The sequence below is a fragment of the Chryseobacterium gambrini genome (assembly GCF_027920505.1).
Classification (GTDB): Bacteria; Bacteroidota; Bacteroidia; order Flavobacteriales; family Weeksellaceae; genus Chryseobacterium; species Chryseobacterium gambrini.
Map to the genome: position 1 here is coordinate 2906839 of NZ_CP115857.1, position 12957 is coordinate 2919795.

Sequence of the window (12957 nt, forward strand, 5' to 3'; positions counted from 1 at the left end):
AGGTTGATGAATGAATAAATTTTGAGCAAAGGAACAATCAATGACAAGCGTTTTGAAGAAACAAACAGTATGAGGAAGTGCGAATGAAAAATTTATTTTAGAATTCAATACTTTCAGAAAATACTAGAGGCGAACATTACTTTTAAGCCAAAACATAAAACTTATTTTCTTTTAAAGTCTTTCTTATACTTTTATTGTCACAAAAATTATATCTAAATCAAAATCAGACTGTACAGCAGATTTAGGCAAAACTCTTTTGGAAAAAAATGGTTTTTCTGGCATTCTATGGATGCTGATCCTTTACATTGAAAAGCCGAAAGATCAGCTATAACATCTCATGAATTTTTTCTGCTGATTATCAGAAAACTGCAAAATTTTCTCAAAAATATCTGAAAACGAATTTAATACGACGAGTTTTGTCGCTTTCCAGATGGATATTTGCAGTATAAAAATAAAACAGAAATGAAAATCGACTTTAAAACTCAGGGTGGACATATCTTAGCCTGAAGACCACCTAAAAAAATAAGGCTAAAACCTGAAGTAATTCTACTAAAAAGAAGCTTCAAATCTTAACCTTTATAAAACCAAAACAAATTTACAAAAAAATGTCGACAAACAATTTAAATACTAATAATAACGCATCGCAGACGCTTTTTAGATTCGCGACCAGTAGAAATGCGGAGTTATCTGATCCTAAAAATTTGGAAAGAAGATTTATCTTTAGAAAAGATACTCAGAAAGGAGTATTTGACCAAAAGCTGAACGCATCTACTTCCTTGCAAAAACTTTGTGAAGATCCATCTTCTCTTCCGTTAACTGTAGAAACAGAACAAACCTTAAAAGCAAAAGATACTGTATTTTATGATCTGGCAGTGTGGGTAGCGAGAAATAAAGCAACTGCATCTAAGGCAGAATTTGATGCTAAAATCAAGGAATATAGAAACTATTTGGTAACAACTAATACATCAATGCTTGCAATATATTCAGGGCTTTGGGATAATTTAGTTTATCAGGTGGTTACCCAGAAAGATTTCTATGCAAAAGAAACACTAGTTCATTTTTTGCATCTTAATCATATTCTCTCTGTTTACACCGATGGAGTTGAAGATGTATATAATGATGTCATCAAAGCAAAAGTAGTCCTTCCTAAAGAACTCTTCAAAGTAAATAGTGCTGTATCATCAACTACTTCAGGAACTTCAAGAATGGCAGATCAGCCTGTTGTTGCGGCTCCAAAAGTAGCCTATAATGATAAGAATATGAAGTTTGCAGAAGCTAAAATGCGACTGATGGAAAACCAAAAGCTTTCAGAAGCTTTAAATAGGCAGGAAAGAGCTTATCTTAATGAATATCAGGAAAATTATCAAAGAGCGTATGATAGCTACCAGGCAGAAATAAACCCGATTCAAAAAGAATATCAGAACAGAATTTCTGCTGCTGAAAACAGAAAGAAGTATCTGGAAGGAAGAATTCAGTATCTTACAAAATTCAGTATTGCCAGACCTGACTTTTTTATTAAAGACGAGCGAGCTCAAGAAGAATTAAGAGCCTTAAACGAAGAATTGTCAACTTTGTATGTTTCCTTGCCGGAATTGCCGGAATTTAAGTTTGAATTCCGCCCGGAAATATCTGTAGATACTTTGGTGAGAAATTTAAACCAAGAAAATGCATCAACTTTAGCTAAGATTTTCGGGACAGCTTCTTTTGCTTCAGAAATGTCCGGAATCACAACTTTTAACGATCTCAACGAAATTATTTCTCAAAATAATCAAAATCTTCAACAGCAGGTTCTTAACAATACTATTGTTACTCCTCAGGTTTCTACATCCGTAGGGGGTGTTGTTGTTCCGGTAAATAATTCTCTTAACACAAACGGATCTATTCCTTATAGCGTAAAAACATATAACCGAGGAAATTCTGATTGGTTTATTATGCTGACAGTAGAAAATTATACCCATAATATTGTTTCCGGATCCTACAAAGTAACAATTAACGGTACAGATATCCAGTCAACAAACGTTTTTTCAATGGTAAACGGTGTTAATGCCCTTTTCTATAATGGAACAACAATTCCAGCATCTCAAACGGCAAATACATCAGGATTTGTTTTACAAGGGGAAGTGGTATTAGATGATGGAAAAACCTATTCGCTCAGCGTAACGCTCACCAGAGATTCGTCAGAAATCGATAGAATTCTAAAACAGGGAGTTTTCAAAGGAAGCGCAGTATTTACACCGGTACAAAAACCTGTAGAACCTGAGAATCCAGAAAACCCGACAACACCTACCGTTACTCCTGTAAATTCCGGCGCATTTATTCCTTCAGGATTTGGAATGAAAAATATTGGGGTTGCTGATTATCTTAAGGTAGAACAATCATTACAGGGATATATTGAAGGAGAAGTTGCTCATATTGAAAACGTAATGGCAAGAGAACGTCGAGAGAAGTCTACAAAAAAAACTTCAAAAAGTGAGATCACGACAATGGAATCTTCTGATACCGAAAAAGAACAATTGCGTGATACATCTTCTACCGATCGTTTTGAATTGCAGAATGAAATCTCCAAAGCTATACAGGATGTAAAAGACGCCAATGTTTCAGCCTATGTAAACGGAGAAAATACTTATCCAAGCGGATCTATCAATTATGGTGTTGCCGGAGGATTCTCCACTCACAATTCAAAAGAAGAAAATGTGAGACAAGCAATGACCCAGGCAAAGGAAATTACTCAGAAAGCCACAGACAGAGTCGTAACCAAAGTGCATAAAGAACGTACTGAAAAAATGATTGAAGAATTTGAAGAAACCAACATTCATGAGTTTGATAACAGAAAAGGTGATAAGCATGTGGTAGGAGTTTATCGTTGGGTAGATAAGGTTTACAAAAACCAGATCTACAATTACGGTAAGAGAATGATGTTTGAATTTATGATTCCCGAACCGGCTAAGCTTCACAGTCTTGGAATGAAAATTTCAAAAAATGCAGAAAATATGCTGGTAAAACCTATTGATCCTCGAGAGTCTGCTGTTCATCAGCTTAAAGACTTTACTTCTCTAAATGATAGTGTTGCATTGAAATATTGGTTAAGCAAATACAATGTAATTGTTGATGACGAGATCAAACCGGATTTTACCTATACAGGAAAGTCATTTGCATTTAAAGCAAATGAAGTTATTGCTAATAATTATGAGAGATATGGTGAGAGTTTCGAATTAGAAATAGAAGAAGGGTATGAAACAGTTTCAGTAACAGCCGGATTTGAAGAAAGTTGGGATGATCCATTTAATGATACAATAAAAATTGTTGTTGGAGATCAAAGGGTTTTCAAAAATGCTAGTCCTAAAGATATCTCAGGATTCAGAAAGACCGTACCTATTTCTTATTCAGCATTAGGACATCTTTCCGGGAGTTTAGCGGTTAAAATTTTACTTAAGTTAACAGACGATGAAAAGATAAAACAAAAACAGGCATTATTCAACAAAATTATTGCAGCATACGAAAAAGCAAAAGCAAAATACGACCAGGATCTGGCAGCAGTACAAGCTCAAGGAGTAGAAATAAAAGGTTCAAATCCAGGATTCTACAGACAAATTGAGAATACAATTCTACGAAGAAACTGTATTTCTTATATGATTGACCAAAATCCTTCGACAGCACTTACTTTCGGTAAAAACAAGTATTATAAAACAGATAATGCAGAAGAAAGTTTCCTGAATACGGAAGTGAAACTGGATTCAACACTCGATCAGTATGCTTCTTTTGTGAAGTTTATGGAACAGGCTTTTGAATGGGAAATCATGAGTTATTATTTCTATCCTTACTACTGGGGGAATAGAAATAACTGGGATAAAATGTATCAGTTTGATGATAATGATCCTACTTTCCGTGCCTTTATGCAATCCGGAATGGCAAGGGTAATTGTTACCGTGAGACCAGGATTTGAAGAGGCTGTAAGACATTATCTTGCTACAGGACAGATCTGGAATGGTGGTGAAGTTCCGGTAATTGATGATCCATTATTCTTATCTATTGTAGATGAGATGCGTAAAACAGAAGGAGAGAAATACGGTAAAGCTTGGGCAACACGTTTACCGACAGCCCTTACTCTACTTCAGGCACAGTCTATTGGTTTAAATGTAACCAAGGCTCTTCCTTTTGACGATAATCTTTCAGATTATGAAGATCCTACCAAAGTACCACAATCTTCTCAGATTGTACCTACCGATGCACAAATGGGAGGCGAAACCGAATCTCTAAAAGTTGGTTCTGTAGCAGGACACATTGAAGGATTGAAAGGCTTTGCACCGGAAATTATGCTTAAAAATAAGGATAAATCACCTGTAGATTTTACCAATCCTAATGATAAAGGAGATTTCTGGCTGGAAAATATTCCGGTGGGTAAGTATGAAATCTGTCTGGATGAGAATGATGATTTTGATAATCAGTTTGATGTTCTGGAAGGGAAGGTAACAAGAGTGGTTGAAGTAAAAGAAAATGCAACCACAGAAGTAAACCTTGTTGTGAAAAAAATCTAAGTGTTTAATCTGCCTTTGGCAACTGGCGGTTGGCTTTTGCTAACCGCCAAAGCCAAAAGCCAAAAAACAATTATAAATGAAACCAGCAACCATAACCGCTATAGAAATAAAAACAACTCCCGGAAATCTAGTTTCCCAAAGAGTGTTTGTAGCCAGACAAAACTTTGATCCAGGTAGATACCGCATTATATTACGCATCAACGGAAAGTTCTATGATCAATTGAAAAGCTATTTTATGCAGGATGTTATTTTAGCTCCTGAAAATCCGGCCAAAAACAACCCGTTTGCTTTGTTCCTGCCCAATCTCAGCGAGCACATAGAAATATATGCACAACTGTACGACTACAAAGAAGATAAAATAGTACACACCAAAAGACAGAGATTTAGATTTGTTAAAAACCTGCTCTCATGGCAAAAAGAAGGAATATTGGATAAAGTAGGTGATGCTTATTTCAATCTTTTTTGGAACAACAGCCGAAGAGTAGCCAAAGTGGAAGGTCCTTTTGATAAAGATGGAAAGCTGCAAACGGAGGTAAAACCCGGTGAAAGATATTACTTTACTGCACTACCCAACCAAAAATTACACAATGTAGAACTCTTATCAGTAAAATGGTCATACCGCTATGATGATGGAGAAATTATCCGTTTCAAAAACCATAATGAAACGACCAAGAATGGATCTAATATCATGGATTGTACTTTTCACAATGAGCCAAAAAAAATAAAAGTATATGCTCATTTCTTTGGTCCCAGTGAAAAAGTAATGGTAGATTTTGCTAATTTTGAGAAAACAGAAAATGCAGAACAGGAGGAAAACCAAATAGAAGAAAAACCTGTAGAAAATGTAGAGGAGAAATCTAAGAAAGAAGAAGAAAAAAATTCTACACCCTCTTTAATTTGGAGCAATAAAGTTACATCTGAGTTTTGTGATAAAGTAGTAGAAATAAGTAAAAGACAAAATTTTGATCCAAATGATTTAATGGCTGTAATGAAAGTAGAAACTTCTGGAACATTCTCTTCGTCAAAAATTGAGTTAAAACCAACCAAGGAAAAGCGTAAAGACGGCAGATTTAAAAAAGACTATCGAGGTTTAACACGGTCTGAAATCATGCAATTACCAGAAAACTTTACCGGTGCTGTTGGGCTTATTCAATTTACGCCAGTTGCAATAAGTTCTTTAAACAAGAACTATAATTTGTCTTTGACAAAAAGAAAATTAGCACTGATGACTCAATTAGAACAGTTAGATTATGTTGAAAAGTATATTGAACTATGGAGAAAAATAAAAAGTATAACAAATAAAATTTCTATTTCTGATCTTTATGTTTTAGTTTTTGCTCCAAACTATTTTGGGGCGAGTGATAATACAACGTTATATACAGAAGACTCAGATTATTATGAGGCAAACAAAAGTGTTGATACCGATGGTAAAAACGGAATTACGAAAAAAGAGATTGCGGCAAGAGCAATTTTAGCAAGAAAGGAGGGATTAGAAAGTAAAGAAAATTTTAAAAACAAACAACCAAACACAAATTCAAGTGATACAAAAGTTATCTCAGATGCAGATATTGAATTCCATATTTTCAGTAATGGAGGTGAGATTCAATACAAAATAAAGAATGAGAAAAGAAGAATTGCAGAATACTTTTATCATGATGAGAAAGGCGTTATGCATAATATCGGAAAGCAAACATTAAAGAAAATTTCCAATAAATATGGAACCAAATACAAAGATCGAATTAAAGGCAATTCTGTTTATTTAGTAGATATAAGACATTTAAAGAACTATAACAATGGAATTACTAAATTTACTTTAAAAATGAACCCTAAAACAAATAGATTTTTCATGAATGATGTAACATTAGCAGCTTTAATTGGCGCAATGTTAGATTGTGGCTTTGATGACTTTATGTTTAATGGATTTAGTGATTCCGAAGGTAGATCAATAGGAGGAAGCGAATCTCATAAAAATGGCATGAATGGTGATTTAAGATACTTAAGAAAAGATAAATCGGGTCAAAACATCCACTTATCTTTTTCGTCAGAAACAGGTGATCCATGCGGTTGGAAAGGCTTGGACGAGATAAGACAAAATCAATTTAATGATGCTTTATATAAATTTGGCTGGAAAAGCATGCTTTCGTGGCAGTTTAACGGTCGATTATTAAGACACTGTATTCAATATGATGATCATTATCACCATTTGCACGTACAATCATTCAGACCAAAATTAAAAGAAATTCAGCAATGAGAATAACGAACTTATATTACATTTTTTTTATTTTTTTCTACTGTCTTGCTTCATGCAAAGATTTTGAAAAATACCGGCATATTAGAATGAATCATAAATCATTATCTGATACAATAATTGTAGTTAATAAAATAGATTCATCTATGATTCAAGAAAAATTAAATGTAAACAAGGAAAAAATAGTAAATTTATTTTTTAATTGTTTTTCTAAAGACGATCATCCAAGTTATGTTGTTTTTGATCAAGTTAAAAACAATCATCATCTTATTGATATTAAAAAATATAAAGATTTAGAAATATCTGGAATTAATTATCCAACTTATTTAATTTCTTTTTCTTACGAAAATGATGTTCTTTATCAATCCTTACTTTTAACAAATATAAAAAATACTGATGGTTTAGTCTTGTTTGAAAAAGTAATAAATGAAGGGGAGTATTTACGAATATCAAAGATTAATAAAGACAAAATCACAAATGTTCAGTACAAAATAGAGTATTATGAATATGATAATGATGGAAATATAATCAAGGAAAAGGGTAAGAGAGATTCATTGGCTATTCTTTCAAATGTTTTCGAAGTTAATAATGAAATGATCTTGAACTCTCTTTTTAAAAATCTAAATGCAACAAAATCAATTTCAAAAAAATGGTTAGGTATTTATAAAGCAAGGTTTAATTATGGAAAAATTGGAGGAGTAAATGCTGGCTGGGATTTAGAAATAAATGTGAATAAAGCAACTATAACCGCATCAGGGAATGGCTATCAAATAGGTTTTATGGATGAACTAAATGCAGTAGAGAAAGATAATAAACTAGTTTTAAATTATAAAAAAAATATAGATGGTCTTTCCCTTGGTGAAAATATGAATCCTGAATTTATTATTACAGAAGAAAATGGGAAATATTATATTCAGTCAGAATGGATTGATGTGGATGTTCTTACAAAACCGAAAAAAAATGGTTATGAAATTTATAAAAAATAGTGTTTTTGGAATTGAATATCAAGAATAAGTTATAGAAGCATCGTAATCAATAATAATATTGTTGCTACAGTTAAGGTTTAAAAATCTGAATAGTTTTTTATTTTAAGTTAAAAATAAACTTGCAAAATCCATCTCTAAAATTTTAGAGATGGATTTCTTACCTTAAGTTGTTGGAGATAAGTATTTTCCTTTTAGGAAAATGAAGCAGGTTATCCTATAATGGTGGGAGTTGATCATACTTTAAACTATGGATACAATGAATCAACTAATACTAGTGATCATTATGTAATAATAGTTGGAAGATTTTGGGATCAAAACATTTTAAAGTATAGATTTTGGGACGTAGCAACAAAGAGAGGTGCAGAGGGTGATTTTAAATTCATTTTGTTATCTGATAAACTTTACTCTAATGAAGTATGGAAACCAAACAGAAGCTATACCTTAACACAAGTTAGAAGAAATTTAAATAAAAAAGGAAAACTAATACAATTTTAAAATGAAGAATCACTTTTATTTAGTATTTGCATTTATGATGTTAATAAACTGCAAAGATCAAAAAGAAGAAAAATTACCTTTCTCTGAAAATAAAAATTCTATTTTAGATAAGACCTTTCTTGGAATAACGATGAAAGGCAATAAGTATAATGTAATTGATAAATGTGATGGAGGTTATCCTTCTTTGAAAATTTCGAAGGAAACTCTATATTTCTATTATCCTCAAGAAGGAGCTTTATCATACAATAAAGAATATATACACAACTAAAAATGGTGAATTTAAAATCATCACGGACGGCTACTATTATTTCAAGGGGGATCTGCCAATACCAGAAAACAAAAAATGGACGTTTCTTAAAAAGAATGATTTAATATGGGAGCTATCAGCCCCAAACGATACTAGGAAAATTTTATTTTCTGACAGCTTAAATTTGATTAATAAAAAAATTAATTATATAAAATATCCTTGTGATGAAGATGAGCAAACAGAAAAAAAACGTATAGAAAAAGCATATAATTATTCTGGTGATGGAAATTGGAAAGTTAACTGTGAAAATGGAATTGCCAATTTAAGCATAGAAGGTAAGAATGCATTTTTAGCAGTTCTATTCAATGAAATTTATATTGATATGGTTGAAATTAAAAGAGATGATTTTGAAAAAGGAATAGCATATAAACTTAAAAATATTCCCGAGGATTTAGGATCAATGGGAAGTAACCTCAATTGGAAGGAGTATTTGAATGATGAACCTATTGCTTACATAAAAATTATTGATGATAATACAATAAACTTCTATTGGTATGGATTTTATAATAAAAAAACAAAAAAAAGAGAATTTAAAGATAACAGTTTTTACCAAGAAACACCGATAAAAGATATTATATTAAAAAAATGTAATTAAAAAATAAGCTACAGATAGCGCAGGTAGTGTTCTAGATGTGTTGGTTTTATGTTTTCAATACAGTGGAGAAGCAATTGGAAAAGTTGGAGATGTCAGAGAGAAAAAACAGGTTACTAATAGTAGATATCGTGGAACGCGTTGTTCAAGAATAGCAAAGTATAATTGTTTAGGGAGTGCTCTTTATTGGCACAAAGGCTGGGCAGGATACTTCAGTCCAAAAATAATTACAAAAAAATGATATTATAATGAAGCTATTTTTTATGGCGGTAATACTAGAGTTGACCCTGAACAATTTATGAAAACGAAATTTGATGAAACAATAAAAGGAAACCCTATAAAATAATGAAAAATATAATTTTTTTTGTATTATTATTGACAGCTACTATTTGTCAAGGACAAACAAATGAACAAAAAAGTAGTATTGCTGTAAGAGAAGTAGTTTTTGAAAAAGACAAAAAAGACCAATGTTTAAAAATAGATTTTTTAGATAAAAAATATCAAAAGAATGGTTACTCTGTCAATGATGATATTAATGGGAATTTGTATCCTTCATATAGCTATTATGATAAAAAAATAGGCTCTTTTAGTGTGAATTATATATCTAAAAGCCTCATTAAACAAAATTTTTGGAATGTTGATAACAAAAAAGGTTTTTTTTCAAAATATAAAAATCCAGAAGATGGATCACATGATTCTAAAAACATCCTAAAATATTTAAATCCAAGTGATTATTATATTATAGTGGAATACTTGCCATCAAAATATATTAAATTTATTGGTGGTACAGATGAAGAGTTTGATGTTAAAGTAAATGCAATGACACAGTTTTATCTTTATGAAAATAAGCAATGGATTAATTTAGGAACAATTGAAACAAAAAAGATTCCTGAAAAAGAATATCAATATTATATTACACTCATACAACATCATAATAAAGATCGAGAACTACCAGTCCTGTATCTAGGGAATTTTTCAACGTCTGTAAATACAGAATCAACGACAACAGGAATGGCAAATATTACATATAATTTTAAAATCACTCTAAAAAATATAATATTAACTGAAAATACATACCACGAGCCTATAATATGTGAAGGTTTTTATAGCTCTGTAAAAGAAGAAAATATTTTGAAATTGTATTATTCGGGAAATGATATGGATTGTGTCTCTATAGAACCAAAATTTAGAATAAAATATGAAAAAGGCAAGTATTATATCGAGGGAATAGGAAGTTTATCTACTAGTGATGAGTGGATTGAACTGATAAAAAAATAATATTATGAATTAGTCAATACTTGGCTGACATTTATGGGTAAAAAAACCAGAATAATTTTTGCATTCTGAGTTAAAAAACTTCTGAAAAACCATCTCTAAAATTTTAGAGATGGTTTTTTTGTCTTTTAAGATTACATTCACATGATTAATTAACTATAAATTCAGGGATTAAGTTGATGTTTATTGTAAATTTATTGGTGAGAAAATTTTTTGCAAGAATCCAAAGACAAAATATCTTGGATGACATGGGCAAGGAAATAATTTAGAAGATATGCAAATTGACGATTGAATTAATGGACAATGGGAAATCGCCAGACAGTATTATTGGTTACAAGAAGAGTATGTAGTTAAAGAGAGACCGCTTGTTAACTTAAAAGGATTTAATCACAAACAAAGAAATGTTTCAACTTGTATATATGACATGAATAAAATTCTTACATACTTTAGAAAACATCCCGAACAGTTCAAATCTCCTGTTAAAAAAATTCTATATTACGAGGATAAGCTATAACGTATTAGAAAATGAAAAAAAGATTTTGGAATAGTCACAGCTTAATAATAGTTTTTCAAAATTTTATTAATACATGAAATTATTTTTCATTTTCTAAAAAATAACTTTCTATTCTTCAATTTTTTATTTCATTACGCTTAAAATACAATCAAAAATTTTCAGGGAAAATAAAATAATGCAGATAATATTTGGTGAAACTGTAATTTTTAATATATTTGAAAAAGATAGATCCTTGCTTTCTTTTTTAAGAAAAGATGATGTTTCGTCATCACTGTAAATTTGCTTAGCTTACGGCACTACATACTATCTTTAATGGGGAAAATGGTACTAGTGGGTACCTTTTCAGTTCATTTTCCGGGAAAATAAAGGTACCCACTAGTACCATTTTCTGGGAGTTGATAGATATAGTCCTTGGAAAATACGAAGGTTTATCCAAACAAGCCCTATAAACGATAGGGCTTTTTATTTATAAAAAACACAACCATGTCACAAAACCTGAGCAGGCAACAAATTTATGACCGTATAAAAGCTTCTTCCAAAGACAGCTATATTTTAGAAGAAATGAAAAGGCTTGGTTTCTGGCAGGAAACTTCTACGCCTTCCCTGCCTGAGCAGCTTATCCAAAAAGAGGTCGTTTTACAAAAAGAACTGCAGGAATTACTTGCGAAAGACCGGAAATACGGCAATCAGGAAGCAATGCTTCGCGAAATGCGCAAAAAGCGGATGCAGGAAGCAAAAGCTAAAAGGGAAGTAACCAGGCAGAAAAACGAAAAAAAACGTCAGGAAAAAGCAGATCGCTGGAAAGAATTGCAGCAGCAGCAGATTATTTATCTGGGCGAAAATGTTTCCAAAGGGCTTCATCAAATGCAGTCTGATACGGAAAAACTGCATCAGTTTTCACTTCCCGTTTTCGAAAATATATTAGATTTTAGCCAGAAATCGGGATTTAGTCTTTCCCAGATCAGATATCTTGCTTTTAACAGAAACGTTTCGGAAAAATCACACTACCATACTTTTGAAGTTTCAAAAAAATCGGGAGGGAAGAGAAAAATATCAGCTCCAAAACCAAAGCTCAAATTATTTCAGCAATGGATTTTAGAAAATATTTTAAACAGAATCTCAGTAGGAGAGGTTGTTCATGGGTTTACGCCTAACAAATCAATTGTTACCAATGCAGAACCCCATCTTGGGAAAGATATTGTGATTAATATTGATCTGCAGGATTTTTTTCCTTCAATAAGTTATAAACGGGTAAAAGGACTGTTCTCAAAATTCGGATATTCTGAACAATTATCTACTGTTTTTGCGTTGATCTGCACACAGGCTAACACAGAAGAAGTTTTGCTGGACGGGGTTAAATATTTTGTTCACAAAGGAGAGCGGTTTTTACCGCAAGGTTCCCCTGCAAGTCCGGCAATCAGCAATAGTATTGCCTATAAATTAGATAAAAGATTACAGGGGCTTGCTAAAAAATTCGGATTTGCATACACGCGTTACGCAGACGATCTTACCTTTTCTGCTGGTCAGAATTCAGAACAGAATATTAACAGGCTTTTATACTTTGTAAAGAAGATTATTAAAGATGAAAATTTCACGATTCATCCGGATAAACTTCACATTATGAGACGGAAGCATCAGCAAAAAGTAACAGGAATTGTAGTTAACGAAAAGCTGAATGTGGAACGGACAAAGCTCAGAAAATTCAGGGCATTGCTGCATAATATTGAAATCAATGGATGGCAAAACCAAACGTGGGGAAAAGCCTATCATCTTATCAATGCTATTGAAGGATATATTAATTTCGTTAATATGGTAAATCCTTCCAAAGCATCAGTTTTTAAAGAAAAATTAAAAACAATTGTAGCAAAACACAGAGTGCCTTTTGTTGAAGTTCAAAAAGTGATCCCAGACGTGGTAGAATTGCCTGAAGTTTTAGAACCGGAACAAGATGCGGTTACACCAAAAGAGGAAAAAACAGATTGGTGGAATATCTTTTAATCTGAAC

Annotated in this window: 7 protein-coding genes; all 7 read left to right on the forward strand. The window is 32.0% G+C overall.

The genetic code is table 11. The features are described from left to right. Positions 1–605: 605 nt before the first annotated feature. The 7 genes from PFY09_RS13225 (at position 606) to PFY09_RS13255 (ending at position 12950) form a co-directional block, all read left to right on the forward strand. Positions 606–4535 (forward strand): hypothetical protein, encoded by a 3930-nt coding sequence (locus tag PFY09_RS13225; protein WP_271160013.1) that lies wholly within the window; start codon positions 606–608, stop codon positions 4533–4535. 76 nt (positions 4536–4611) lie between these two features. Further along, entirely contained in the window at positions 4612–6786 is a 2175-nt protein-coding gene (locus tag PFY09_RS13230; RefSeq protein ID WP_271160014.1) for a hypothetical protein, read from the forward strand. Between the two features lie 86 nt (positions 6787–6872). Continuing rightward, on the forward strand, positions 6873–7769 hold the full coding sequence (locus tag PFY09_RS13235; protein ID WP_271160015.1) for a hypothetical protein: 897 nt from the start codon (positions 6873–6875) through the stop codon (positions 7767–7769). A 496-nt stretch (positions 7770–8265) separates the two neighbouring features. Further along, positions 8266–8532, forward strand: a complete 267-nt coding sequence (locus PFY09_RS13240; protein WP_271160016.1) for a hypothetical protein — start codon at positions 8266–8268, stop codon at positions 8530–8532. Between the two features lie 163 nt (positions 8533–8695). Beyond that, entirely contained in the window at positions 8696–9166 is a 471-nt protein-coding gene (locus PFY09_RS13245; protein WP_271160017.1) for a hypothetical protein, read from the forward strand. A gap of 342 nt (positions 9167–9508) precedes the next feature. After that, complete coding sequence (locus PFY09_RS13250; protein WP_271160018.1) at positions 9509–10441, forward strand: hypothetical protein; 933 nt, start codon at positions 9509–9511, stop codon at positions 10439–10441. Positions 10442–11435: 994 nt separating this feature from the next. Then, positions 11436–12950, forward strand: a complete 1515-nt coding sequence (locus tag PFY09_RS13255; RefSeq protein ID WP_271160019.1) for a retron St85 family RNA-directed DNA polymerase — start codon at positions 11436–11438, stop codon at positions 12948–12950. Positions 12951–12957: the final 7 nt, after the last annotated feature.

Excerpts from the sequence above, each read along its gene's own strand:
- PFY09_RS13225 (WP_271160013.1), top strand. The coding sequence starts at position 606 with ATGTCGACAAACAATTTAAATACTAATAATAACGCATCGCAGACGCTT.
- PFY09_RS13230 (WP_271160014.1), top strand. The coding sequence starts at position 4,612 with ATGAAACCAGCAACCATAACCGCTATAGAAATAAAAACAACTCCCGGA.
- PFY09_RS13235 (WP_271160015.1), top strand. The coding sequence starts at position 6,873 with ATGAATCATAAATCATTATCTGATACAATAATTGTAGTTAATAAAATA.
- PFY09_RS13240 (WP_271160016.1), top strand. The coding sequence starts at position 8,266 with ATGAAGAATCACTTTTATTTAGTATTTGCATTTATGATGTTAATAAAC.
- PFY09_RS13250 (WP_271160018.1), top strand. The coding sequence starts at position 9,509 with ATGAAAAATATAATTTTTTTTGTATTATTATTGACAGCTACTATTTGT.
- PFY09_RS13255 (WP_271160019.1), top strand. The coding sequence starts at position 11,436 with ATGTCACAAAACCTGAGCAGGCAACAAATTTATGACCGTATAAAAGCT.